The organism is Janthinobacterium sp. SUN033, from assembly GCF_030397595.1.
Lineage (GTDB): Bacteria > Pseudomonadota > Gammaproteobacteria > Burkholderiales > Burkholderiaceae_D > Janthinobacterium > Janthinobacterium kumbetense.
The window spans coordinates 126,713-149,487 of sequence record NZ_JAPQNV010000003.1; the positions used below are offsets into that span (position 1 = coordinate 126,713).

At 64.6% G+C, this 22,775-nt stretch carries 21 protein-coding genes; 9 read left to right on the top strand and 12 right to left on the bottom strand.

Features of this window, described 5'->3' with window-relative positions; translation table 11 throughout:
- Positions 1 to 92 precede the first annotated feature (92 nt).
- Both OX460_RS13580 and OX460_RS13585 read right to left on the bottom strand, forming a co-directional pair.
- Positions 93 to 1,550 (bottom strand): Ppx/GppA phosphatase family protein, encoded by a 1,458-nt coding sequence (locus OX460_RS13580; RefSeq protein WP_251351278.1) that lies wholly within the window; start codon positions 1,548 to 1,550, stop codon positions 93 to 95.
- Positions 1,551 to 1,714: 164 nt separating this feature from the next.
- On the bottom strand, positions 1,715 to 2,797 hold the full coding sequence (locus OX460_RS13585; RefSeq protein ID WP_070259032.1) for an ionic transporter y4hA: 1,083 nt from the start codon (positions 2,795 to 2,797) through the stop codon (positions 1,715 to 1,717).
- Between the two features lie 295 nt (positions 2,798 to 3,092).
- On the opposite strand from OX460_RS13585, the gene OX460_RS13590 reads away from it, so the two are divergent.
- On the top strand, positions 3,093 to 3,422 hold the full coding sequence (locus tag OX460_RS13590; protein ID WP_289898967.1) for a hypothetical protein: 330 nt from the start codon (positions 3,093 to 3,095) through the stop codon (positions 3,420 to 3,422).
- A 6-nt stretch (positions 3,423 to 3,428) separates the two neighbouring features.
- Here the strand turns inward: OX460_RS13590 and OX460_RS13595 are convergent, their stop codons facing one another.
- Complete coding sequence (locus OX460_RS13595) at positions 3,429 to 4,580, bottom strand: GGDEF domain-containing protein (protein ID WP_289898968.1); 1,152 nt, start codon at positions 4,578 to 4,580, stop codon at positions 3,429 to 3,431.
- Positions 4,581 to 4,617: 37 nt separating this feature from the next.
- The gene (locus tag OX460_RS13600) at positions 4,618 to 4,893 is read right to left on the bottom strand and encodes a hypothetical protein (RefSeq protein WP_034757372.1); all 276 of its coding nucleotides are present in this window, start codon (positions 4,891 to 4,893) and stop codon (positions 4,618 to 4,620) included.
- 154 nt (positions 4,894 to 5,047) lie between these two features.
- Here OX460_RS13600 and OX460_RS13605 point away from each other — a divergent pair, with 154 nt between their 5' ends.
- Together OX460_RS13605 and OX460_RS13610 are read left to right on the top strand one after the other, a co-directional pair.
- Positions 5,048 to 5,818: a transferase spermidine synthase gene (locus OX460_RS13605; protein ID WP_289898969.1), complete on the top strand. Its 771-nt coding sequence runs from the start codon at positions 5,048 to 5,050 to the stop codon at positions 5,816 to 5,818.
- Between the two features lie 154 nt (positions 5,819 to 5,972).
- Entirely contained in the window at positions 5,973 to 8,852 is a 2,880-nt protein-coding gene (locus OX460_RS13610) for an EAL domain-containing protein (protein ID WP_289898970.1), read from the top strand.
- Here the strand turns inward: OX460_RS13610 and OX460_RS13615 are convergent.
- From OX460_RS13615 to OX460_RS13635, 5 genes are all read right to left on the bottom strand, one after another.
- Positions 8,842 to 9,090: a hypothetical protein gene (locus OX460_RS13615; protein ID WP_251351209.1), complete on the bottom strand. Its 249-nt coding sequence runs from the start codon at positions 9,088 to 9,090 to the stop codon at positions 8,842 to 8,844. The genes OX460_RS13610 and OX460_RS13615 overlap by 11 nt on opposite strands.
- Positions 9,091 to 9,099: 9 nt before the next feature.
- Positions 9,100 to 9,981 carry a LysR family transcriptional regulator gene (locus OX460_RS13620; RefSeq protein ID WP_099664521.1) on the bottom strand — a complete coding sequence of 294 codons (882 nt, stop codon included), beginning with the start codon at positions 9,979 to 9,981 and terminating at the stop codon, positions 9,100 to 9,102.
- 91 nt (positions 9,982 to 10,072) lie between these two features.
- Positions 10,073 to 10,690, bottom strand: coding sequence for a hemolysin III family protein (locus tag OX460_RS13625; RefSeq protein WP_289898971.1), 618 nt, complete (start codon positions 10,688 to 10,690; stop codon positions 10,073 to 10,075).
- Positions 10,691 to 10,853: 163 nt separating this feature from the next.
- The gene (locus OX460_RS13630) at positions 10,854 to 12,377 is read right to left on the bottom strand and encodes an NYN domain-containing protein (protein ID WP_289898972.1); all 1,524 of its coding nucleotides are present in this window, start codon (positions 12,375 to 12,377) and stop codon (positions 10,854 to 10,856) included.
- A 111-nt stretch (positions 12,378 to 12,488) separates the two neighbouring features.
- The gene (locus OX460_RS13635) at positions 12,489 to 13,565 is read right to left on the bottom strand and encodes a CocE/NonD family hydrolase (RefSeq protein WP_289898973.1); all 1,077 of its coding nucleotides are present in this window, start codon (positions 13,563 to 13,565) and stop codon (positions 12,489 to 12,491) included.
- A 279-nt stretch (positions 13,566 to 13,844) separates the two neighbouring features.
- Here OX460_RS13635 and OX460_RS13640 point away from each other — a divergent pair, with 279 nt between their 5' ends.
- Positions 13,845 to 14,216: a flagellar basal body protein gene (locus OX460_RS13640; protein WP_289898974.1), complete on the top strand. Its 372-nt coding sequence runs from the start codon at positions 13,845 to 13,847 to the stop codon at positions 14,214 to 14,216.
- A gap of 32 nt (positions 14,217 to 14,248) precedes the next feature.
- Here OX460_RS13640 and OX460_RS13645 read toward each other — a convergent pair whose 3' ends face one another.
- The gene (locus OX460_RS13645; protein ID WP_092610589.1) at positions 14,249 to 14,854 is read right to left on the bottom strand and encodes a TetR/AcrR family transcriptional regulator; all 606 of its coding nucleotides are present in this window, start codon (positions 14,852 to 14,854) and stop codon (positions 14,249 to 14,251) included.
- Positions 14,855 to 14,994: 140 nt separating this feature from the next.
- Here OX460_RS13645 and OX460_RS13650 point away from each other — a divergent pair, with 140 nt between their 5' ends.
- Genes OX460_RS13650 through OX460_RS13660 form a run of 3 tightly spaced genes read left to right on the top strand, consistent with a single transcriptional unit; the run spans position 14,995 to position 17,861 of the window.
- Positions 14,995 to 16,056, top strand: a complete 1,062-nt coding sequence (locus OX460_RS13650) for a sugar phosphate isomerase/epimerase (protein ID WP_070259049.1) — start codon at positions 14,995 to 14,997, stop codon at positions 16,054 to 16,056.
- Between the two features lie 12 nt (positions 16,057 to 16,068).
- Positions 16,069 to 16,935: an alpha/beta hydrolase gene (locus tag OX460_RS13655; protein ID WP_070259051.1), complete on the top strand. Its 867-nt coding sequence runs from the start codon at positions 16,069 to 16,071 to the stop codon at positions 16,933 to 16,935.
- Positions 16,932 to 17,861: an alpha/beta hydrolase gene (locus tag OX460_RS13660; protein WP_289898975.1), complete on the top strand. Its 930-nt coding sequence runs from the start codon at positions 16,932 to 16,934 to the stop codon at positions 17,859 to 17,861. The genes OX460_RS13655 and OX460_RS13660 overlap by 4 nt, the downstream gene beginning before the upstream one ends.
- 52 nt (positions 17,862 to 17,913) lie before the next feature.
- Here OX460_RS13660 and OX460_RS13665 read toward each other — a convergent pair whose 3' ends face one another.
- Together OX460_RS13665 and OX460_RS13670 are read right to left on the bottom strand one after the other, a co-directional pair.
- Positions 17,914 to 18,450 (bottom strand): molybdopterin-dependent oxidoreductase, encoded by a 537-nt coding sequence (locus OX460_RS13665; RefSeq protein ID WP_289898976.1) that lies wholly within the window; start codon positions 18,448 to 18,450, stop codon positions 17,914 to 17,916.
- A 30-nt stretch (positions 18,451 to 18,480) separates the two neighbouring features.
- On the bottom strand, positions 18,481 to 20,478 hold the full coding sequence (locus tag OX460_RS13670) for a TonB-dependent receptor (protein WP_289898977.1): 1,998 nt from the start codon (positions 20,476 to 20,478) through the stop codon (positions 18,481 to 18,483).
- Positions 20,479 to 20,755: 277 nt separating this feature from the next.
- Here OX460_RS13670 and OX460_RS13675 point away from each other — a divergent pair, with 277 nt between their 5' ends.
- Positions 20,756 to 21,580 carry an IclR family transcriptional regulator gene (locus OX460_RS13675; RefSeq protein ID WP_211547423.1) on the top strand — a complete coding sequence of 275 codons (825 nt, stop codon included), beginning with the start codon at positions 20,756 to 20,758 and terminating at the stop codon, positions 21,578 to 21,580.
- Positions 21,581 to 21,619: 39 nt separating this feature from the next.
- Positions 21,620 to 22,774, top strand: a complete 1,155-nt coding sequence (locus OX460_RS13680; protein WP_289898978.1) for an acyl-CoA dehydrogenase family protein — start codon at positions 21,620 to 21,622, stop codon at positions 22,772 to 22,774.
- The last annotated feature ends 1 nt before the right edge of the window (position 22,775 follow it).

Here is a 22,775-nt window from a genome sequence, read left to right on the forward strand (position 1 = left end):
GATTTTCCAATCTGGTAATTAATATAAACAATATATACTGTTTTTTGAAATCTTGCTTGCTGCACATCAAGTCATGCGCAAGGCATGACCTTCTAGGCGCTGGCGCGGATGGTGAAATCGACCCCGACCTCATCCCAGAATTCCTGCTCCTTCTCGATCCAGAACGACACGGTGGGATGGTGCGCCACCCAGCCGCGCTTGATATCGAGTTCGATGCGGTTCTTCATGCGCAGGCGCAGTTCGCTGAAATCGGCTTCGATGCGCGCATGCATGAGCAGGATCGACAGGCGCAGCGCCAGCACGGCCTTGGCAAAATCGGGGTCGGACAGCACTTCGCCGATCTTGCGCAAGTTGCCCTTCTGCGCCAGGATCAGCCGGCTCATGGTCTTCTGTTCGCGCGTGGTAAAACCGGGCAAATCCGCGTTCTCCACGATGTAGGAAGCGTGCTTGTGGTAGCCCGTCTGCGACACGGCCAGTCCCACTTCGTGCAGCAGGCTGCTCCAGCGCAGGGATTTCACCAGGGCGTCGGACGTGGGCTTGAGCTGCGCATACATGGCCAGCGCCTGCTCGGCAACCCGGCCGGCGCGCTGCTGGTCGATATGGAATTTCTCCATGCAGCCCTGCACCGACTGTTCGCGGCGGTCGCGCTTGGTCGAGCGCAGGTACAAATCCCACATCACGCCCATGCGCAGACCCGCCTCGATCGGCGTCATGACGGGAATCGCCAGTTCGCGGAACAGGCCGATCAAGATGGCCAGGCCGCCGACGATGGTGCTGGCGCGGTCGGGGCGCAAGCCGGGCATGTCGATGCGGCTGGTGTGGCCGAGTTCAATGAAACGGCGCGCCAGCGCATCGAGGCTGGCGCTCGTGAGCAGGCCGTCGCCCAGCTTGTTGCGGGCGATGATGTCGGCGATGGTGCGGATGGTGCCGGAAGAGCCGTAGGCCGTTTTCCAGTGCTGCGGACGGTACGGCGGCGCGGCATCCTCGAAATGGCTGCGCGCCGACAGGATGGCCGCCTCGAACGACGGCGCGTCGATGCGCCCGCCGATGAAGAACGACAGGCTTTGCTTGACCGTGCCCAGGCTGAACGACTCAACCCGTTCGATATCGTTGCCGCGCCCCAGTATCAGTTCGGTCGAGCCGCCGCCGATATCCATCACCAGCCGGCGTTCGCCGGGAATGGCCAGCGCATTGGCCACGCCCATGTAGATCAAGCGCCCCTCTTCCTCGCCCGAGATGATCTCGATCGGATGGCCGATGGCTTGTTCGGCCAGCGGCAGGAAGACGGCGCCGTTGCGCGCCACGCGCATGGCCGACGTGGCCACCACACGCACGGCATCGAGCTCGAAGCCGGCGAGAATGGCGCGAAAGCGCTGCAGGCAAGCCAGGGCGCCCTGCATGGCCGCCTCGGTCAGGTCGCCATTGGCGTCCAGGCCGGCGGCCAGACGTATCGGGTCGCGCACGCTCTTGACCACGCGGATCGTGTCGCCATCATGCTTGCCGACGTGTAAACGAAAACTGTTGGACCCCAGGTCCACCGCTGCATACATACTGGCCTCTTGTCTTGTCATTACTGTGCCGACTGAAAAAGTTGGCAAACTCAGTTGCTAAACTATATAAATCATTTAAACGATTTAAAAATCCTACCACACTACCCTCATCGTATGACAGCGGCGTGACAGGATTGTGACAAAACGGCGACCAGCCGCGGTGCTTATGGGACGATAGTGGTAAACAGATAGACCGCGAAAATCACCAGGTGCACCGTGCCCTGCATGACCGTGGTGCGGCCCGTGCCCAGCGACAGGGTGGCCACCATCAGCGACAGCAGCAGCAGCACCGTCGACTTGATGTCGAGTCCCAGGGTAATCGTCAGGCCCGTGGCCAGCGACACCACCACCACGGCGGGAATCGTCAGGCCGATGCTGGCCAGCGCGGAACCGAGCGCCAGGTTCAAGCTCGTTTGCAGGCGATTCGCGCGCGCGGCGCGCACGGCGGCCAGGCCTTCGGGCAGCAGCACGATGGCGGCGATGACGATGCCGACCAGGGTTTTCGGCGCGCCCATGGCGGCGATCGCCGTCTCCAGCGCGGGCGCCAGCGACTTGGCCAGCAGCACCACGGCGCCCAGGCACACCAGCAGCGCGCCGGCGCTGACCCAGGCGACGGTGGCCGTGGGCGGCGCCGCATGCACCTCTTCATCGCCAACGGCTTCCTTGGGCAGGAAGTAATCGCGGTGGCGCACCGTCTGCACCAGCACGAAGGTGCCGTACAGGACCAGGGAAATGACGGCGATGAAGATCAGCTGGCTGGAATTGTAGAAGGGACCGGCGGCGCTCGAGGTGTAGTTCGGCAGCACCAGGGTCAGAACGGCGATGGCCGCCAGCGTGGCCAGCGAGGCGCTCACGCCCAGCAGGCCGAAGGTCTGCTCCTTGTGGCGCCCGGCGCCCAGCAGCAGGCAGATGCCGACGATGCCGTTCAGGATGATCATGATGGCGGCAAACACGGTGTCGCGCGCCAGCCCTGTCGTTTCCGGTCCGCCGGCCAGCATCAGCGAGACGATCAGCGCCACCTCGATCAGGGTCACGGCCAGCGCCAGCACCAGCGTGCCGTACGGTTCGCCGATGCGGTGGGCCACCACTTCCGCGTGGTACACGGCGGCCAGCACGCTGCCGATCAGGCCCGCCACCAGCAGTATCTGGTAGGCGCCGCCGACATTGAAGGTGGAACCGAACAGGAACAGCCAGCCGGCAACGGGGGCGGCAAGCGGCCATACAGGCAGGGATTTGAGCATTTTCATTATGGGCCTGGCAAGAGTAAGAAAGAGGAACTGCGGTGCGGACGGCACAGGGCAGCCTGGCGTGCGCTCGATAGCATAACTTGCTTAGCTTAAATGAAAGTTAGGGAATGCACACGTTCGGGCAGCGGCGACCCGCGCCTTGCTCACCATTCGAGCGCCTTGCTGTGATGCACCTGCTTGCTACCAGTAACTATAGTCCCTTTGGTAACATGCCGTTGCAATTTTCTTGTGTTTTTGCTTCCGGCTGGCATCATAATGCCAGGTCCGCCCTCGCGGCACCGACCAAGGACAGACTATGATTTCCGTAAACAGCGCCGCCATGCGTGCGTTCATCCTCGCGGGCAGCTTGCTGAGCGCCGCCGCACACGCGGACACACCGCCAGCGCAGGTCGACGCGAACTGGGCAACCGCGCCCGCGCCCGCCGCACAGCCAAGGTGGCAAGACAGCCTGCCACCCGCGCCGCCCGTGGAACCACGCGAAGAAAAGATCCTGCCCAGGAGCGAATGGCTGACCGTCGAACCGATGAAGGCGCCTGACCATCGCTGCGATCCCGGCCTCGATGCCTTGTTCTTGCCCAAGGAATGCGGCAAGGAACCCAGCTGGCTCGGCTCGCGCAAGAAGTAAGCGGGCTTACACGTCCAGCGTACTGGCGCCTTGCGCCTCGACGACGCGATTGCGGCCCGCCTGCTTGGCCGCCTGCAGCGCCTCGTCGGCCCGCTTGAACAGGCTGACGGTGCTGTCTTCGGCACGGATGGTGGTTACGCCCAGGCTGGCCGTCAGTTGCAGCACGGCGCGCTCCGTCTTGACGGGCAGCACTTCGACGGCGGCGCGGATGCGCTCGGCCACCATCAGCGCATCGGCCAGGGTCGTGCGCGGCAGCTGGATGGCGAATTCGGCGCCGCCCAGGCGGCCCATCAGGTCGCTGTCGCGCAGCTGCTGGCGGCAGGTGTCGACGATGGTTTTCAGCACCGCGTCACCCACCGGATGACCGTAGCTGTCGTTGACTCTCTTAAAGTGGTCGATATTGAGCACCACCAGCGCCGTCGGCAAGCCGGGCCGGCGCGCCAGCGCCATCCACGGCGCCAGCGCCTGGTAAAAGCCGCGCCGGTTCGGCACGCCCGTGGCCGCGTCGAGCACTTCCAGGCGCGCCAGTTCGCCGCCCAGCTTTTCACGCGACAGCAGCAGATAGCCGAAAGCGTTCGTCAGCATCATCAGGTACAGGGCGCCGAAGCCGGCCAGCTGCATCAATTCCGCATCGAAACCGGGCACGGCGGCGGCCAGCACGCCGCGCGCGGCGATCAGCAGCGACAAAATACCCATGCTGACGACGAGGAAGCGGCGCAGCATGCTTGCCTCGCGCCATTTCAGGCACAAGGCCGCCACGCCGGCGAGGAAAAAGCCGGCCACGATCAGCGAACCGCCGGCGCTGCGCAGCAGCGGCGCCACGTCGAACAGATAGCAGGCGGCGAACAACGCCACCGACAGCCCCAGCGCCGGCAGCACGGTGCGGCGCCAGCCGCTGCGCCCGGCCGCCTGCCACAGTGCGCCCGCATCGAGCGCCATGCCGGCAAACAGCAGGCTATTGCCCAGCAAGATGGAGAGAAAATCGGGCAGCACGCCGCGGAAATACAGCAGGCACCAGGCCACGGCCTGGCATTGCTTGGCCACCGCCCAGGTGGACATGCTGAGCGACTTCTTGCGCTCATACTCGAAGAAGAACAGGGCCGCGCACAGGCTCAGGTTGCCGAGCGCCAGGGCCAGTACCAGGGTCTTGATATCCATGGGTTACGCCGTCGCCGCGCAGGCGCGGCAGGCCAGGTCAGATTTCGTGTTCGACATTGGTGCTGCCGTCGCCGATCTTGCTGGCCCACGCCTGCACGAAATACTGTTTTTCCACCTCGCTGGGCGCCTCGTGCCAGAAGACGATGAGGGTGCCCTTGTGGTCGTGGATTTGCGCCACTTTTTCAATAAAGCCGACGTTGGCGGCCTGGTCGGCCAGCGCCGCCGCGTAGCCGTACACGCGCGTCAAGCGCTCGATGCGGTCGGGCTCCGTAAAACTGTTCGTCGCCGTAATGATGGGGTGATCCAAAAACATGCTTGTCTCCATGGTGCCCGACTGCGCGGCCGTGCCGCCGCGCGCCAATATACGCATGCTCGGCGCGGATTAATCGGGTATGCTCACGGGAGCTTATCAGATTTCTCTGAATGCAACAAAGCATCTCCCCCAGTCCACTCAGCGAAGTCGTCCCATGCCGGAAAACAGAAGCACCACCCCGCTTGCCCCGCAGGTGCATACCTGTGGCGACCGGCGCCGCCTGGAATTCCAGCCCGGCATGATCCAGAGCGAAATGCTGCTGTCGCGCCCCGACCATCTGCTGCTGCGCTATGCGCGCGCCATGATGTGCTTTACCCTGTTCGTACCCCGTCCCCGCCACATCCTGATGGTGGGACTGGGCGGCGGTTCGCTGCTGAAATTCTGCCACCGCCACCTGCCCGACACCCGCATCACGGTGCTGGAACTGCGCGCCGACGTGATCGCCCTGCGCGAGCAATTCATGCTGCCGCCCGACGACGCGCGCCTGCGCGTCATCGAGACGGACGCCGTCAGCTATATCCGCCAGCATCCGGGCTGCGCCGACGTGCTGCTGCTCGACGGCTATGACGAAACGGGCTTGCCGCCGGCACTGGGCAGCGCGCGCTTCTATGCGGACTGCCTGCGCGCCCTGCTGCCCGGCGGTGTGCTGGTGGCCAACCTGTTCAGTTATGACGAACACTACCCCGCCATGCTGGCGCGCCTGATGCTCACCTTCCGCGGCGCCGTGTGCCACTTCGACGGCATCGCCGGCAATAACCGCATCGTCTTCGCCGCCAAACCCGGGCAAGGCGCCGACGGCCGCGCCGTGCGCGTGGTGCGCCTGGTGCGCTGGCGGCGGATAGCCGGCCTGGCGTTCCTGAACCGCTGGCTGCCGGCATGGCAGTTGTGGCGCTTGCGCCGCCAGTCAGGCGCGGGCAGCGACTGAAAGTCGTCTTCCCCGGTCATAGATATTGTTGCTTATTAGCAGTAATTTGGTGCAAAATCCGCATGATGGATGTGGTTTATGACAAACTACCGCCTGCGTGGGGCCGGCAGGCGCCGCCGAACCCAAGTGTCCATGAAGTGAGATAGGAAAAACCATGCTGCGTGGCCGCCTGCCATTGTCGATTTCCGCCGCGGCCGCGCTGACCTTTGCCTGCGGCGTCAGCGTGACGGCCGTGCTGTTTGCCGCCATCAGCCAGCTCGAATACGACAAGATGGGCCTGAGCCTGCAGCAGCGCGCCGGCGCCAGGGTGGCCGCCATCGAGCAGGGGCTCGACGACGCGGTCGAGGTGCTGACGACAACGAACCAGCTGTTTGCCGCCGTCGTGCCCGTCACCCGGGAACAGTTCCACGACTTCACCACACCGCTGCTGCAACGCCATCCGTTCATCCAGGCCTTCAATTTCCACCGCATCGTGCCGCATGCACAGCGCGCCGCCTTCGAGACGGAACTGCGGCGCATCGTGCCCGACTACGCCATGACGGAAATGCGCGACGGCGTCGTCGTGCCGGCGACGACGCGCGCCAGCTACCTGGTGGTCGACTATCTCGAACCCCTGCAGGGCAACCGCCCCGCCTTCGGCCTGAACGTCAGCCCGAGCGGCGTGCTGGCGCGCGCGCTGGAACAGGCGATCGTCAGCGGCCAGACCACCGCCACCGGCCTGCTGGCCCTGGCGCAAGGGCCGCAACGGGGCTTCGTCATCGTGCGCCCCGTCTATCGCCACGGCGTGCCCCTGCAAACGATACAGCAGCGGCGTGCGGCGCTGATCGGCGATACGGCCGTCATCGTGCGCGCCGGGGAACTGGTGCAGAAAATCCTCGCCGGCGCCGACCTGCTGGGCGACTCGCAGCTTGAACTCAGCGTCTACGCGGACGCCGGCGCCGACCCGCACCAATTGATCTTCCGGCATGGCCAGGCGCCTGCCGACGAACCGGGCGGCGCCTGGGAGTCGCTGCCCCGCTGGCTGCACTTTGCCTACCATAACCATTATGACCGGGCTTTCACTTCCGCCGGCCGGCCCTGGCATGTGCGCGTGGTGGTCCATCCGCGCCCCTTCCTGGCCGACCATCTGGGCTCCCTGTTTACCCTGATCACGGGTTTGCTGTTCAGCGTACTGACGGCCGCCTTCGTGCAGTCGCTGACGCAGCGCTCGCGCCGCGTGCAATTGCTGGTGGAGCAGCGCACGGCCGACCTGAAACGCAGCAATGAACTGCTCAGCGCCGACGTGCGGGCGCGCCAGCGCACGGAGCGCGCCTTGCAGGAAAGCGAAAAGCGCTTCCGCCGTCTGCTGGCCCTGTCCTCGGACTGGTACTGGGAACAGGACGCCAACTTCTGCTTCACCCACATCACCAGCGGTTTCACGGACAAGTCGAACATGCCGCTGGAACGCTTCATCGGCATGACGCGCTGGGACAACAACCCGGAAATGCGCAATTCGCGCTGGGGCAAGCAGCATATCGCCAACCTGGAAGCCCACCTGCCCTTTTCCAACCTCGAATATGCGATGCACGACCGCGATGGCCAGCTGCGCTGGTTCAGCATCAATGGCGAGCCGCTGTTCAACGAACTGGGCGACTTTCGCGGCTACCGGGGCACGGGGTCCGAAATCACGGAACGCAAGCTGGCCGAGCAGCAAATCCAGCACATCGCCCACCACGACGTGCTGACGGGCTTGCCCAACCGCGCCCTGCTGCGCGACCGCCTGGCGCAAGCGATGGCCCTGTCGCGCCGCAAGAACCGCGCATTATGGGTGCTGTTGATCGACCTGGACCGGTTCAAGTTCGTCAATGACAGCCTCGGTCACAAGGCGGGCGACCTGCTGCTGAAAACCATCGCCACGCGCTTGCAGTCCAGCCTGCGCGAAAGCGACACGGTGGCGCGCCTGTCCGGCGATGAATTCGTCGCCATCCTGTGCGAGCAGGCCGACGAAGTGCTCAGCGGCGCCATCGTGCAGCGCGTGATGGATGCCGTGGCGCAGCCGGTATTACTGGACGGCAAGGAATTCTTCGTCACCTGCAGCATCGGCGTGGCCGTCTACGACATGTCGCGCTACGACGCGCCCGGCGACGTTACCCTGAATGGCGAGACGCAGAACCTGATCGAGCAGGCCGACATCGCCATGTACTGCGCCAAGAAACAGGGCCGCAACAACATCAAGTTCTACACGACGGCCATGAACCAGGCCACCCTGGAGCGTCTGCGTATCGAGACGGCGCTGCGCAACGCCCTGGAACGCGAGCAGTTCGTGCTGCATTACCAGCCGCAGGTGGACCTGGCCAGCGGGCGCATCGTCGGCGTGGAAGCGCTGCTGCGCTGGCAGCATCCGGACCTGGGCATGGTGGCGCCGCAGCGCTTCATCGCGCTGGCCGAGGATACGGGCCTGATCGTGCCGATCGGCGCCTGGGTCATGCGCGAAGCGTGCGCGCAGGTGAAACGCTGGCATGCGGCGGGACTGGACACCTTGCGCCTGGCCGTGAACCTGTCGGCGCGCCAGTTCAACGAGCCGAACCTGGTCGCGTCGATCGCCGACGTGCTGCTGGAAACAGGCTTGCCGCCCGCCTGCCTGGAACTGGAACTGACGGAAAGCCTGTTCATGCACGACGTGGCGCTGGCCGTCAGCCAGCTGCACGACATGAAGGCGCTGGGGGTGCAGCTGTCGATCGACGACTTCGGCACCGGCTATTCCAGCTTCGCCTACCTGCGCACCTTCCCCATCGATGTGCTGAAGATCGACCGCAGTTTCGTCGGCGACGTGGCGCGCGACGCGGACGACGCGGCCATCGTCGTCTCCATCATCGCCCTGGCGCACAATTTGAAGCTGCGCGTGGTGGCCGAAGGCGTGGAAACGGCGGAGCAGCTCGATTACCTGCGCCGCCATGGCTGCGACGAGGCGCAGGGCTATTATTTCAGCCGGCCGCTGCCCGCCCATGAGGTGGAAGCCCTGCTGCGGGCGGAAGAATCGCACGTCATGCTGTAGGCGACGGCGGCACCCTTGCCCCGAGTTCGAGCTCGTCCCAGTCGTCGTCCAGGCCGGATTGCGCCAGCAGGGAAGCCACATCCGTGGCATGCGCCGGATCAATGTCCTGCTCCGGATGCGGCCACACGAAATCGCATTCCGTGCAGACGATCACCTGCTGGCCCGTCTGGCGGACCGTGGCGTGCACCAGGTCGCCATATTCGTCGCAGGTGGGGCATTGCATGCCATGTGCGCTCATGTCCGGGCCTTACAGTTTCTGTTGCAGGAATTCGAGGAAGCAGCTGATGCGCTGCGCCAGCTGCGTGTTGCGGTAGTAGACGGCGTGGATCTGCTGGCGGTAGCCCGTGTAAAACGGCTGCAGCACCCGCACCAGCCGGCCGGCCGCGATGTCGTCCTTCGTCATGAAGTCGGACAGGCAGACGATGCCCTGGTCGTGCAACGCCAGCTGGCGCAGGGTTTCGCCGCTGGACGCGGCCAGCGCCGGCACGATCTGCAGGCTGTTGCCCGCTTCGTGGCGCAGCGGCCAGTTATTCCCCAGCTCATATTGCGCAAAACCCAGCAACGCATGGCCGGACAGCGCTTCCGGCGTGGCGGGTTCGCCGTGGCGCGCCAGGTAGGCGGGCGTGGCCAGCACATGCAGCGGACTGGCGCTGAGCGGGCGCGCATGCAGGGTCGAATCGACCAGGGCGCCGATGCGGATGGCGATATCGGTGCGGTGCTCGAGCAGGTCGGCGATCTGGTCGTTGCTGGTCAGCTCCAGGCGGATGTCCGGGTACATGGCGCGAAATTCCGCCACGTGGGGCACAACGCAATGGAGCATGAAGGGCGAGGCGGCATCGACGGACAGCCGCCCGGCCGGCTTCTGGCGGCGGATGCGGATCGATTCCTCCACGTCTTCCATCGACGCGAGGATGGCGCGCGCCTTGTCCAGGAACAGCTGCCCCTCTTCCGTCAGCTCCATGCGCCGCGTGGTGCGCGTCAGCAGCGAGGTGGCCAGCTTGTCTTCCAGGCGCGACAGGGCGCGGCTGACGCCCGAAGTGGTTTGTCCCAGGTGCACGGCGGCCGCGCTCAGGGTGCCGCTGTCGATGACGGTGACGAAGATTTTCAGGTCGTCCGAATTGATATCCATTGTTGCCTTATTATTGCCGCATTGTTGCGCTATTTTCACATATCGCGCCATTATAATGGAATCATGGCAACAGTGATGGCAAGGGATAACGTCAGGCAACGTAGAACAAAATGGCGATAAAATGACAGCTACTGCCGGCCAGCACGAACAGGTGCCAGATGCCGTGGCCATGGCGCAGCTTGTGGTCGGTGGCATAGAAAGCGATGCCGCCCGTGTAGCACAGCCCGCCTGCCACCAGCCACAGGAAGCCGTTCCACTCGAGCGCCGCCAGCAGCGGCTTGATGCCGATGACGATCAGCCAGCCCATGGCCACGTAAATCACCAGCGACAGGATGCGCGCGCCTTTCGCGTACACGTATTCCTGCACGATGCCAAGCAAGGCCAGGCCCCAGACGACGCCGAACAGCGACCAGCCCCACGGCCCGCGCAGGGTCACCAGCATGAAGGGCGTGTAGGTGCCCGCGATGAGCAGGTAGATGGCGCAGTGGTCGAGCCGCTGCAGCATGGCCTTGGCCTTGCCGCGCACGCTGTGGTACAGGGTGGAAGTGAGGTAGAGCGTGAGCAGCATGGCCGCATACACGCTGCAGCTGACGATTTTCCAGGGATCGCCCGTGCGGGCCGCCGCGACGATCAGGATGACGCCGCCGATGGCCGCCAGCGCGGCGCCCACCGTATGGGAAATGCTGTTGAACCGTTCACCGTAATACATGCTTGACCGCCCGCCGCGTTAAAAACAGGCTCATCGTACACGCTTGGGGGAATGGCGGTGGTGCGCATGCACCGAACGTATTGATACGCAGCAAAGTTCAGGGGTCAGACACGACGGGGCTCGGCGTCCCCGTCTGACCCCAGTTCTTGCTTTGGGGCGTCAATCAATCAACTTCCGCCTTCTTGCGCGCAGGACGGCGCGCCGGCGTCTTGCGCGGCGCCTTGGCCGGCTTGTCTTCCGCCACGGCAGCCACTTCCACCGGCGCCGCTTCAACGACAGGCGCAGCTTCCACCACAGCTTCTGCCGCCTTCTTGGCCGGTTTCTTCGCCGCAGCCGCCTTGCGGGCCGGCGTGCGCGGCTTGGCCTTCGGCTTGGCTTCGGCGGCGGCTTCCACCGGCACTTCGGCTACCGGCTCAGGCGCAGGCGCAGGCGCAGGCGCAGGCACGGCTTCCGCCACCGGCGCCACCTCGACGGCGACAACTTCGGCGCGCGCTTCGCGGGCGCCATCGCCATTCTTGCGGCCACCGCGGCCATTGCGGCGCGAACCGCGCTTGGCGTTGCCCTCGTCTGCAACCACCTCGGCCACCGCTTCGGCGGCGGCTTCGGCCACTTCGTGCTGCACTTCCGGCTGCGGCGCCGGCGCATACTGCTCGATGACGACGGCTTCGGCGTCGGCCACCGGCACGAAGGCCTGTGGCGCGGACTCGCCGCGGCGTTGCTCGTTCTGCTTGCGGCCGCCACGGCCATTGCGGCGCGAATCGCGGCGGCTGCCGCCTTCGCGGTGATTGCCCTCTTCCGCCGCCACGCCGGTCTCGCCGCCGGCCTCGCTGGCTGTATCCGCGTTCACGGCGGCCGGCACGGCCACCAGGCCGCTGCTGCGGTAGACATAGGCGCCCGATTTTTCATCGCGGCCAAATTCCAGCAAGCCGCGCGTCTGCGCTTCTTCCAGCAGGTTGCCGAAGGTGCGGAAACCGTAGTAGGACTCGCTGAAGTCCGGCTTGCGGCGCTTGATCGCTTCCTTCAGCATCGAGGCCCAGATCTTGCCGCTGTCGCCGCGCTCGGACACCAGCGCGTCGAAGGTCTCGACAGCCATTTCGATCGCTTCCGTCTTGCGCGACTCGTATTTTTCCTTGCGGCGCACTTCCTCGTCCGGCGAGCGCTTGGCGGCAGGCGTGTCGCGCGCGTCGCGCTTGGCGGCCGTGCGGCGGCTTTCGCGCACCAGGTCATCGTAGAAAATGAATTCGTCGCAGTTGGCCACCAGCAGGTCCGACGTCGACTGCTTGACGCCCACGCCGATCACCTGCTTGGCGTTTTCGCGCAATTTCGACACGAGCGGCGAAAAATCGGAATCACCGCTGATGATGACGAAGGTGTTGACGTGGGCCTTGGTGTAGCACAGGTCCAGCGCATCGACCACCAGGCGGATGTCGGCCGAATTCTTGCCCGACTGGCGCACGTGGGGAATTTCGATCAGTTCGAAGTTCGCTTCATGCATGGTGCCCTTGAAACTTTTATAACGGTCCCAGTCGCAATATGCCTTCTTGACAACAATACTGCCCTTGAGCAGCAAGCGTTCCAGGATGGGCTTGATATCGAATTTTTCGTAATTTGCATCTCGCACGCCGAGCGCGACGTTCTCGAAGTCGCAAAACACGGCCATGCTGAGGTTTTCTGGGGATGACGCCATAAGGGTGAATTCTCGCTGATGATAAGGGCGGACGGGAAGCGCAACGCCTCCCTTTTCGCCTAGTATATTCGCCCATCCCCCGTTTCGGCGACAACTATCGTGCGCGGCGGCCTATTGCGCGCCGCCGGCGGCGCTTGCGCTGGCGCCGGCGAGCGGCCAAACGACGCTTTCATCGACCGAATACAGCTGGCACGGCAGGCTGCTGCGCCGCTGGCACGAGGCCAGCGCGCGCACATCGGGGCTTTCACCCTCCTCGGCCCAGCCCCAGGCGCCGCTGGCCGACAGGGCAAAGGCGCGCGGCGCGGTTTTCTCCAGGAAGACGCGGTAGGCGGCGCGCCCCTGCTCTTCCAGGTAGGGCACGGCGGCGATATCGTCCTGCAGCGCGAAATGCGTGGCGGGCGGAGACGGCGCATCGGCCACGCGGTAGACCTGCCGCACCGGCATGCCGATTTTCTGCAGGAAGCGCTCGGTGGCGGGCAACCACACGGCCACGCCGTCGCGGCTGCCCAGGGTCAGGTGCGCGTCGCGCTTGAACGGGCCATAGGCGAGCAATTGCGCCCGGCCGCCCGAACCGGTAAAGGAATTGAACAGCCGCCGCACCAGCGCCGGCGAAAAATACGAGTCATTCGCGCCATACAGCCACAGGCTGGGGATGTGGTTGTAGGCGCCCAGGGTGGCGAAGGACTTGGCCAGCGCCCCTTGCCAGTCGCAGCCCGGCATGTCGACGCGCAGGCCGCCGGAAAAATTGAGCACGCCCCGCACGCCGGGCAGCACCCGGGTGGCCAGCGCCAGCGCCGCCATGCCGCCATACGACTGGCCCGCGACGACGATGCGTTCCGGGTCGACCCAGCTCTGGCGGCGCGCATACGCGAGCGCGGCCAGCATGTCGCGCGCCTGGCCCTGGGCGTTGCCCAGCATGTCGCAGCCAAAATCGCGGTAGGCGCCCGTGGAACGCGCAAAGCCGGCGCGCATGGGCAGCATCACCGCATAGCCGCGGCGCACGAATTCGGTCGCCATATAGATGAAGCGCTCGCGCGCCTGCAGCCGGGCCGGGCCGGCCTGCTTGCCATGATTCATCAGCAGCAGGGGAAACGGGCCGGGACCGGCTGGACGGAACACCGTCGTTTCCAGCATCTCGCGCAAGCCATCGCCGGCCGGCACCATGATGACCTGCTCGTTCAGGCGCACATCGAGCGGCAACTGGGAGAGAGCAAGCTGGGCTTTCAGGGGCAGGCAAGGCAGGCTGAGCAGAAAACCCAGGAAAAGAGGACGAAACAGGTGAAAAATGGCGGACTCCGTGGATGACTTCCCTGCCAGTCTAGGCAGCGAAATGCCACAGAACAATATAAAAAAATTACGTGATGCACCTATTTTTTGCGGCAACCACCCGCGTGAAAAAATGTTGCCTTGCACCAACCACTTTTCCCGCTGGCGGGAGTAAACTGGGTGCATTCTGAAGGAGTTGCCATGTCCATATCCGCCCTCACCACCGGTACCTCGGGGCTGACCGCCAACCAGCGCGCGCTGGATGTGGCCGCCAACAATATCGCCAATGCGAATACCCAGGGCTTCCAGCCGCAGCAAGCCGAGTTCCAGGAAGCCAGCCCGGCCGGCACGGGCGTTACCCTGTCTGTCGAAGGACGCAAGCTGGCCGCCAGCGAAAGCGTCAGCGGCGCCAACGCGAATGCCGCCAAGGCGGCGGAAAGCCGGCCGAACGGCGTGGGCCTGGCGTCCGAGCTGACGGATAACCTCGTCTACAAGGCCGGTTTTAATTTATCGGCGAATGTCGTCAAGGCAGCCGACCAGGCTTTGGGCAGCCTGATCGACGTCAAGACCTGAGGCAGCAAACATCCACGGCAACTATCGACACGCTAGTCTGGTTTTTGCATTTCCAGCACCAAAGGCGCCATCGCCGGCGCAATCAGCGCCAGCAGCCGTTCGGCCGGAATGCCGTCGCGCGCCTGCACCGACAGGCCATGCAGCAAGGCCGCATAGTAGTCGCCCAAGGCCTGCACGTCCGCCTCCCCTTTTAATTCTCCCGCCAGCTGCGCCGCGCGCAGGCGTTCGATGACGGCTTGCGTGCGTGCGCGGCGGTGCTGCGCCAGCCAGTCGGCGATGCCCGCGTTTTCCGCGCTCGTATTCGTGGCGGCCGTGACCACCATGCAGCCTTGCGGCTGGCCGCTGCGCGTGTACAGCAGCACCGCTTCTTCCAGCATGCGCGCCACGGCGTCGCGCACATTCAGGCTGGCAGCCAGCGCATGCACGGCAAAGGCGCCCTCGCCCGTTTCATACAATTCCACGGCTTCGCGGAACAACTGCTCCTTCGAGCCGAACGCCGCATAGATGCGCGCCGAGGCGATGCCCAGCGCCGCCACCAGGTCAGCCATCGATACACCCTCGTAGCCGCGCGTCCAGAACGCGTCGCGCGCTTTTGCCAGCGCCAGCGCGCGGTCAAATTCCCTCGGTCTTCCTGCCATCTTGATCCTCTGCTTGCGAAGTGGCGGCCAGTATAACGCCTGGCGCCCACGGCGCGTTCCCGATTTATTTTGCATCACGGGCTTGACCGAAGGGAAAATTTCGCCTATTCTTTGTCGATCGACAAACAATAGGAGCCGATATGAAAACCATCCAAGGACCAAGCCTGCACCTGGCACAATTCGCCGCCGACACGGCGCCCTTCAACACCCTGCCCGCCATCGCCGAGTGGGCGGCCGGCATGGGCTTCAAGGCCCTGCAGATTCCCGCCTGGGATGCGCGCCTGTTCGACGTGGCGCAAGCGGCGCACAGCCAGCAATACTGCGACGACCTCGTTGCCATGCTGGCCAGCCATGGCCTCGTCATCAGCGAACTGACGACGCACATCCTCGGCCAGCTGGTGGCCGTGCACCCGGCCTACGACGCGCTGTGCGACAGCTTTGCGCCGGCCCACCTGCACGGCCAGCCGGCGGCGCGCACCGAGTGGGCCATCGAGCAAGTGAAACTGGCGGCCATGGCCTCGAAGCGCCTGGGCCTGACCGACATGGGCACGTTCTCCGGCTCGTTCGCCTGGCCCTACCTGTTCCCGTTCCCGCAGCGCCCGCCCGGCCTGATCGAGGCGGCCTTCGACGAACTGGCGCGCCGCTGGCTGCCCATCCTCGACGTGTGCGAAGAACAGGGCATCAACCTGTGCTACGAAATCCACCCGAGCGAAGACCTGCATGACGGCATCAGCTTCGAGATGTTCTACGAGCGCGTGGGCCGCCACCCGCGCTGCAAGATGCTGTTCGACCCCAGCCACTTCGTGCTGCAGCAGCTGAACTACCTGGAATTCATCGACATCTACAAGGACCATATCCGCATGTTCCATGTGAAGGATGCGGAGTTCAATCCGACGGGGCGGCAAGGCATCTACGGCGGCTACCAGTCGTGGGAAAACCGCGCCGGGCGCTTCCGTTCGCTGGGCGATGGCCAGGTCGACTTCAAGGCCATCTTCTCGAAGATGGCGCAAAACGACTACGCGGGCTGGGCCACGCTGGAATGGGAATGCTGCCTGAAGGACCAGGAAGTGGGCGCGCGCGAAGGCGTGGCCTTCATCAATGCCCACATCATTCCCGTGACCGACAAGATCTTCGACGACTTCGCCGGCGCCCCCGTCAGCGCGCAGCAGATCAATACCCTGCTCGGCATCGAGCACAACTAACAAGGAAACACCATGCATCAGAATCAAGACAGCTACACCCACGACTACGTCCGCATCGACGGCCAGCGCCTGCATTGCGTCATCGCCGGCGAAGGCAAACCCGTGCTGCTGATCCCCGGCTGGCCGCAAACCTGGTACGCCTGGCGCCATGTGATGGCGGCGCTGGCCGCCCAGGGCTACCAGGCGATCGCCATCGATCCGCCCGGCAGCGGCCACTCGGAACGCCCGGCCGGCGGCTACGACACGGGCGCCGTTGCCGCCACCCTTCACCGCGCCATGCTGGCTCTGGGCCATGCGCAGTACGATGTCGTCGGCCACGACATCGGCATGTGGGTCGGCTATGCGCTGGCCAGCGATTTCCCGCAGGCCGTGACGAAACTGGCGCTGACGGAAGCCGTCATTCCAGGCCTGGCGCCGGCGCCGCCGATTTTTGTCGCGCCGTCCGACAACATCTTCCTGTGGCACTTCATGTTCAACCAGGTGCTCGATTTGCCGGAGATGCTCACGGCCGGCAAGGAACGCGAATACATCCGCTTCATCCTGGACCGCTGGTCGTACCGCCGCGACAAGGTGGCCGTCGATGTGTATGCGGACGCCTATGCCACGCCGGGCGCCCTGCGCGCCGGTTTCGCCTACTACCGCGCCATTCCGGAAACCATCCGGCAAAACCTGGAGCGGGCGAAAAAGAGCCTGGCCATGCCCGTGCTGGCCATCGGCGCCGACCATGCGACGAATGACGCGCCCCTGCTGACCATGCAGGGCAAGGCCGATATTTTGCAGGGCGCCATCGTCGCCGAATGCGGCCACTTCATCATGGAAGAACAGCCGGAAGCGTTCATCGCCCACCTGCTGCCCTTCCTGGCCGGAGCACCCGCATGAGCCTCGACCCGCTGATCGCCGCCTGGCTGGACGAGGGCAAGGATGCGCCGCAGCCCGCCTCGCTGGCGGACTTGCGCGCCGCCACGGAAACGGGCTTGCGCCAGCTGCACGGACCATTGGAAGACGTCGCGTCGATCAAGGACTACGTGCTGCCCGGCGAGCATGCGCTGACCGTGCGCGCCTATGTGCCTGCCGGCGCGGACACGGGCCAGCCCTTGCCCGCCATCGTCTTTGCGCATGGGGGAGGATGGTGTCTGTGCTCGCTGGACCTGTACGACAATCCGTGCCGCGCGCTGGCCAACGCCACCGGCTGCGTGGTCTTTTCCGTCGACTACCGGCTGGCGCCTGAGCACAAGTTCCCCGTGCCGCTCGATGATTTTTATCGGGCGCTCTGCTGGGTCGCGGACCATGCCGAGGCGCTGGGCATCGACGTGAAACGGCTGGCCGTGGGCGGCGACAGCGCGGGCGGCAACCTGGCGGCGGCAGCGGCCCTGATGGCCCGCGACCAGGCCGGTCCCGCGCTGGCGCACCAGCTGCTGCTGTACCCGGCGCTCGATTTCGCCTTCGACACGCCATCCTACCAGCGCTATGCGGAAGGCCATTCGCTGACACGGGAAGCCATGCGCTTTTGCTGGTCGGCCTACCTGAACGAGCCGGCTGATGGCGCGCAGCCCTACGCGGCGCCCCTGCGGGCCACGTCGCTGAAGGACTTGCCGCCGGCGACCGTGCTGGTGTGCGAATACGACCCGCTGCATGACGAAGGCGAAGCCTATGCGCGGTATTTGCGCGACGACGGCGTGGCGGCGCAATGCGTGCAGCTCGACGGCATGATCCATGCGTCGATGCACATGCTGGGCTTGACGCCAGCGGCGCGCGGCCTGTTCGACGTGGCGGGCCAAGCCATGCGGCAAGCGCTGGCGGCATAAAAAAAACGCGCCGGGGATGGCTCCACGGCGCGTTTTTTCCATCAGCTGCGCGTCACTCCACCAGCTTGCGCACCTCGATGTGGTTCAACCACTTCACGTGGCGCGGACCCGTGCGGATATCCCTGGCCGAGATCAGGGCGATCTCGCCATCGCTCTCGTCAAGCGCCTTGCCGTTCTTCTCGTAGTAGACGATCACGCCCTCGCCGGCCGGCGCGTTATACAGCTCGCCCCAGGAAAACACCACCGCATAACCGTCGGTGGCCGTGGCGATGATGGCAAGTTTCTTGACATCGTTATGGCCCGGCGCATCGAGCGCCGCCTTGTCGAGGATATCGCGCAGGCGCACGCCCTTGTAACTGGTAATGGTCTCGGCCTTGTCGCCGTTATGGCGCGTGACGGCAAGCTCGCCGCCATTCGCCGGCGGCAGCTGGCGCAGGTCGGCCACTGTCAGGGTCAACGGCGTTGCCACCTTGCCCGTCACGGTCAGCACATGGCTCATATGCTCGCGCGCCGGCGCCGGGCCGGCCCATGCGGGCGCCGTCGCCAGCAGGGCGGCCGAAGCAAAACCAAGGAATATTTTCTTCAACATGCTGTGTCCTTTCATGGAACAATCAAAAAATCAGAACTGGTATTGCGCATTGGCCAGCCAGGTGCGCCCCGCGCTGGGGAAACCGTCGGCCAGCGCGTAGTTGCGGTCAGCCAGGTTGCTCACGCCCACTTCCAGGGGCAAGGCCGGCAAGGGCCGGTACACGGCCTTCAGGTTGACGGTGGCAAAGCCGCCCAGTTCCAGGGTGTTCGAGACCCAGCGCCCGCTATTCGCTTCCGCGATGGCCACCACGTCGAGCTGGCGCGCCGCGTGCAGCACGGCGTGCGCAGTCAGCTTGTGGCGCGGCACGTCCGTCAGGCGGATGGCGCGGTCGCTGACGTTCTTCATTTCCGTGTAGGTGTAGTTGCCGCCGAAGTCCAGCCACGCGCCGGCGCTGCCGCGCAAGCCCAGCTCCGCGCCGCTGATATGCGCCCTGCCCGCGTTGCGCATCTGCGCGCGCACGCCCGCCACATTCGCCACGCTCTGTATCTTGTCCTTCACGTCGCTATAGAACAGGGCGGCATCGAGCGCCAGCCCGCGCACGCTTGCCTGGTAGCCCACTTCATAATTGAGCGCCTCCTCGGCGCGCAGGGACGGGTTTTCAATATACGTGCCCAGGCGCTGCGAATAGCGGTCCTTCAGGGTCGGCAGGCGCGACTTGCGCGCCACCGTGGCGTACACCTTCGCCTCGGGACCCATTTTGTGGAACAGGCCCGCCTGCATGTCCGTGGCCGATTGATTCTCCGGCAAGGTATACGCGTTGCCGGCGCTGTAGACGGTATCCGGGCGCAGTGCATTGCGCGACACGCCCAGCGACAGTTCCGTCGCCGCATTGAGGGCGATGCTGTCTTCCGCGCCCAGGGTCCACAAGGCATCCTTGTACCAGGTGGTGCGCACGCCCTTGGCGTCGAGTTCCTGATGCTCGTCGGCCTTGTAGCTGGCGACAAAGCGCAGGCTGTGCGCGGCCAGGCGGAACGATTCGAGCTCCACCGCGCCACCGTTCGTGCGGTCGTTGTAGATGCTGCGCCCGCCGCTGACGCTGCCCTGGCCGCTGGTTTTCAGGGTCGCGTAGCTGCCGTTCGTGTACGAAGTGATTTCATTGTCATAGCTGTCGTGGTACAGGCGCAGTTTCAGGCGCTCGGCGTCGCCCAGGCGCGTCTGCGAGACGAAGTACACGCTTTCCTTGTTCCAGTACGGCCATTGCCAATAGCGCGCGCCGACGGGATTGGTCGATGGCGGCTGGCCCTTTTCGCCATGCTGCTTGTAGTAGCTCAGTGCATACTCGTCGCCTGCCTGCGCGCCATCGGGCGTGTAGCCCACCTTGAACGACAGTTTATGATCCTTGCGGTAGGAATTGTTGCGCATGCCGCCGTCTTCCGTGGCCGTGGGGCGGAAGTCCGACGACAGGGGAAAACCGTCGCTGTCGATATACGACACGCCCGCCTGCAGATACCACAGGCCCTGGTTCGTGCCCACGTTGGCCGACACCTGGCGCTCGCCGCCCGAGCCGAAGCCGACTGCAGTGTCGCCTTCCAGGCGCGCGGATGGCTTGCGCGACACCAGGTTGATGGCACCGCCCAAGGTATTGGCGCCATACGCCACGGAGCTGTAGCCCTTGGCCACCTGGATGGCGGCCAGGTCGCTGGTGGTGAAGCGGTTGAAATCGACATAACCGTCGTACGGCACGTAGACGGGAATGCCGTCGATGTACAGCGGTACCTGGCGCGCATCGAAGCCGCGGATGGCGACGGTTTTTTCATTGCGCGAATTGGTCGACAGCGACACGCCGGACAGCAGATTCAATGCGTCGCCCACATTGTCGCGGTTAAAGCGGCGCATCTCGGCGCGGCTCACTTGCGCGCCCACCTGCTGTTCCATTTGGCCTGCCTGCTCGCGCTGGCCGATCACCGTCACCGTGCCCAGCACGAACGGCGCCGCCTCGTCCTTGCCGGCGGTTTGCTGCGCCCGCGCCGTCTGTGCCATGTGCGCCAGCGCCAGCATCACGGCGCCTGCCAATACCTGTTTCAACATCGTTTCGATCTTTCCACTGTCGTTATATAGAGTCTCATATAGCGATACTCAAAAAAGCGGCCACGCATGCGGCGGCCGTCACCCAACAGCGCAATATACAGACGTATATAACGATGCTCAAGCGACAAGCGCCAAAACGCCTGCGCAGGTCAATTTTCCGAGAAAAATTCATGCAGCGCAGCATTTCGCTGTGCGAACGAATGTTTCACAAAATGGTTGACACGTCGATTTTGGCTAGGCAAACTGATTTCCAGGGAGCCTGAAAATGAATGCAAATATGACAAATATTCAGACCACAGCAGATCCGGAACTCATCGTCTTCAGCGATGACGAGGAAGGCAAGGACCGCCAGTTCGTCAACGCACTGGCGCGCGGGCTGGAAGTACTGCGCTGCTTTCGCCCCGGCGAAGTGTTCCTGTCGAATGCGGACATGGCCAGGCGCACGGGCATTCCGAAACCGACGATTTCGCGCCTGACCTATACCCTCACCAAACTCGGCTACCTGAATTATTCGGACAGCCTGGGCAAGTACCAGCTGGGTGCCGGCGTGCTGGCCCTCGGTTACCGCATGCTGTCGAACCTCGATGTGCGCAAGATGGCACGCCCGCTGATGGAAGAACTGGCCGAACATGCGCAGGCCTCCGTTTCGCTGGGCACGCGCGACCGCCTCAGCATGGTGTACGTGGAAACGTGCCGCAGCAGCGCCAACGTCACCCTGCGCCTCGACGTCGGCTCGCGCATCCCCCTGATGACGACGGCCATGGGCAAGGCCCTGCTGTGCATCCTGCCGCAGGCCGAACGCGACTACCTGATGGACCATGCGCGCGTGCACGAGACGGAACGCTGGCCGCGCATCAAGGCCGGCATCGAACAAGGCTTCAAGGATTACCAGGACCGGGGCTTTTGCATCTCGGCCGGCGAATGGCAGAACGACGTGCATGCCGTGGGCGTGCCCATGCTGGGTGCCGACGGCGAACAGGTGATGGCCTTCAATTGCGGCGGCCCCGCCTTCCTGCTGTCGCGCGAAAAACTCGAGTCCGACCTGGGACCGCGCCTGGTCGCCCTGGTCAAGACAGTGGAAAAAAACCTGGGCCGCGGTTAGACTGCGCGCCCCCTCTCAACATCGCCTCCGAGGACCCTGATGATACGCGACGAAGAAACCCTGAACATCCTGCTCGACAGCATCGCCCGTTTCGTGCGCGAAGTGCTGGTGCCGAACGAGGCGCTGGTAGCTGAAACGGACACCATCCCGCCCGCCATCGTGGCGCAGATGCGCGAACTGGGCCTGTTCGGCCTGTCGATCCCGGAAGCCTACGGCGGCCTGGAACTGAGCATGGAAGAAGAAGTCCGGGTCGCGTTTGAAATCGCCCGCACCTCGCCCGCCTTCCGCTCGCTGATCGGCACGAACAACGGCATCGGCTCGCAAGGCATCGTCATCGACGGTACGGAAGCACAGAAACAATACTATCTGCCCAAGCTGGCGGCCGGCGACATCATCGGCTCGTTCGCTTTGACGGAAGCGGGGTCAGGTTCCGACGCCGCGTCCCTGCGCACGACGGCCGTGCGCGACGGCGACTTTTATATCCTCAACGGCAGCAAGCGCTATATCACCAACGCGCCCGAAGCGAGCATTTTTACCGTCATGGCCCGCACGGACCCCGTCAAGCGGGGCGCATCGGCCATTTCCGCCTTCATCGTGGAAAAGGATACGCCCGGCCTCTCGCTGGGCAAGATCGATAAAAAGATGGGCCAGCAAGGCGCGCATACCTGCGACGTCATCTTTGAAAACTGCCGCGTGCCTGCCGCGAACATCATCGGCGGCAAGGAAGGCGTGGGTTTCAAGACGGCCATGAAGGTGCTCGACAAGGGCCGGCTGCATATCGCCGCCGTCTGCGTGGGCGCGGCCGAACGCATGCTGGCCGACGCCCTGGCGTATGCGATGGAGCGCCAGCAGTTCGGCCAGCCCATCGCCGAATTCCAGCTGATCCAGGCCATGCTGGCCGACAGCAAGGCGGAAATCTACGCGGCGCGCAGCATGGTGCTCGACGCGGCGCACCGCCGCGACAACAAGGAAGACATTTCGACGGAAGCGTCGTGCTGCAAGCTGTTCGCCTCCGAAATGTGCGGCCGCGTGGCCGACCGCTCCGTGCAGATCCACGGCGGCGCCGGCTATATCAGCGAATACGCGGCCGAGCGCTTCTACCGCGACGTGCGCCTGTTCCGCATCTATGAAGGCACGACGCAGATCCAGCAGATCGTCATCGCCCGCAACATGATCAAGGCAGCGCAAAAGTGAA

What these genes read in the sequence shown, in the direction of transcription:
- OX460_RS13630 (WP_289898972.1), bottom strand. Translation starts at nt 12,377, where the DNA reads ATGGCGTCATCCCCAGAAAACCTCAGCATGGCCGTGTTTTGCGACTTC.
- OX460_RS13615 (WP_251351209.1), bottom strand. Translation starts at nt 9,090, where the DNA reads ATGAGCGCACATGGCATGCAATGCCCCACCTGCGACGAATATGGCGAC.
- OX460_RS13660 (WP_289898975.1), top strand. Translation starts at nt 16,932, where the DNA reads ATGAGCCTCGACCCGCTGATCGCCGCCTGGCTGGACGAGGGCAAGGAT.
- OX460_RS13670 (WP_289898977.1), bottom strand. Translation starts at nt 20,478, where the DNA reads ATGTTGAAACAGGTATTGGCAGGCGCCGTGATGCTGGCGCTGGCGCAC.
- OX460_RS13650 (WP_070259049.1), top strand. Translation starts at nt 14,995, where the DNA reads ATGAAAACCATCCAAGGACCAAGCCTGCACCTGGCACAATTCGCCGCC.
- OX460_RS13585 (WP_070259032.1), bottom strand. Translation starts at nt 2,797, where the DNA reads ATGAAAATGCTCAAATCCCTGCCTGTATGGCCGCTTGCCGCCCCCGTT.
- OX460_RS13580 (WP_251351278.1), bottom strand. Translation starts at nt 1,550, where the DNA reads ATGTATGCAGCGGTGGACCTGGGGTCCAACAGTTTTCGTTTACACGTC.
- OX460_RS13640 (WP_289898974.1), top strand. Translation starts at nt 13,845, where the DNA reads ATGTCCATATCCGCCCTCACCACCGGTACCTCGGGGCTGACCGCCAAC.
- OX460_RS13605 (WP_289898969.1), top strand. Translation starts at nt 5,048, where the DNA reads ATGCCGGAAAACAGAAGCACCACCCCGCTTGCCCCGCAGGTGCATACC.
- OX460_RS13665 (WP_289898976.1), bottom strand. Translation starts at nt 18,450, where the DNA reads ATGTTGAAGAAAATATTCCTTGGTTTTGCTTCGGCCGCCCTGCTGGCG.
- OX460_RS13645 (WP_092610589.1), bottom strand. Translation starts at nt 14,854, where the DNA reads ATGGCAGGAAGACCGAGGGAATTTGACCGCGCGCTGGCGCTGGCAAAA.
- OX460_RS13610 (WP_289898970.1), top strand. Translation starts at nt 5,973, where the DNA reads ATGCTGCGTGGCCGCCTGCCATTGTCGATTTCCGCCGCGGCCGCGCTG.
- OX460_RS13600 (WP_034757372.1), bottom strand. Translation starts at nt 4,893, where the DNA reads ATGTTTTTGGATCACCCCATCATTACGGCGACGAACAGTTTTACGGAG.
- OX460_RS13595 (WP_289898968.1), bottom strand. Translation starts at nt 4,580, where the DNA reads ATGGATATCAAGACCCTGGTACTGGCCCTGGCGCTCGGCAACCTGAGC.
- OX460_RS13655 (WP_070259051.1), top strand. Translation starts at nt 16,069, where the DNA reads ATGCATCAGAATCAAGACAGCTACACCCACGACTACGTCCGCATCGAC.
- OX460_RS13620 (WP_099664521.1), bottom strand. Translation starts at nt 9,981, where the DNA reads ATGGATATCAATTCGGACGACCTGAAAATCTTCGTCACCGTCATCGAC.
- OX460_RS13675 (WP_211547423.1), top strand. Translation starts at nt 20,756, where the DNA reads ATGACAAATATTCAGACCACAGCAGATCCGGAACTCATCGTCTTCAGC.
- OX460_RS13590 (WP_289898967.1), top strand. Translation starts at nt 3,093, where the DNA reads ATGATTTCCGTAAACAGCGCCGCCATGCGTGCGTTCATCCTCGCGGGC.
- OX460_RS13625 (WP_289898971.1), bottom strand. Translation starts at nt 10,690, where the DNA reads ATGTATTACGGTGAACGGTTCAACAGCATTTCCCATACGGTGGGCGCC.
- OX460_RS13680 (WP_289898978.1), top strand. Translation starts at nt 21,620, where the DNA reads ATGATACGCGACGAAGAAACCCTGAACATCCTGCTCGACAGCATCGCC.